The organism is Gordonia sp. OPL2 (assembly GCF_003797825.1).
Taxonomy (GTDB): Bacteria; Actinomycetota; Actinomycetes; order Mycobacteriales; family Mycobacteriaceae; genus Gordonia.
Window position 1 is genome coordinate 1 of sequence record NZ_RKME01000126.1, and the last position, 397, is coordinate 397.

1 protein-coding gene is annotated in these 397 nt (G+C 73.8%); it reads left to right on the forward strand.

The genetic code is table 11. From position 1 onward, the window contains the following. Positions 1-397: PLP-dependent transferase (locus EEB19_RS26615; protein WP_187590314.1), on the forward strand; the 397-nt coding region annotated here is incomplete at both ends.

Sequence of the window (397 nt, forward strand, 5' to 3'; positions counted from 1 at the left end):
GGCGCCGCCCCCTCGACGACGGCGTCGACGTCGTCGTGCATTCGGTGACTAAGTACCTCGCGGGCCACAGCGACGTCCTGCTCGGCGCGGCGGTGACGAACGACGCCGACCTCGCCGCGCGGCTGCTCACAGCACGCACGCTGGGCGGCGCCATCCCCGGCCCGCAGGAGACGTGGCTCGCGCTGCGAGGCATGCGGACGCTGCACCTGCGCTGGGAGCGCGCCTGCGCGAACGCGGCGACGCTCGCTGCGAGATTGCGCGAGCACGACGACGTCGCGCGCGTGCGCCACCCGGGAACGGGCGCAATGATCGCGCTCGAACTGCGCGGTGACGCAGACGCCGCACGCGCCGTCGAACAGCTCGTCGAGGTGTGGTTGCCCGCCACGAGCCTCGGTGG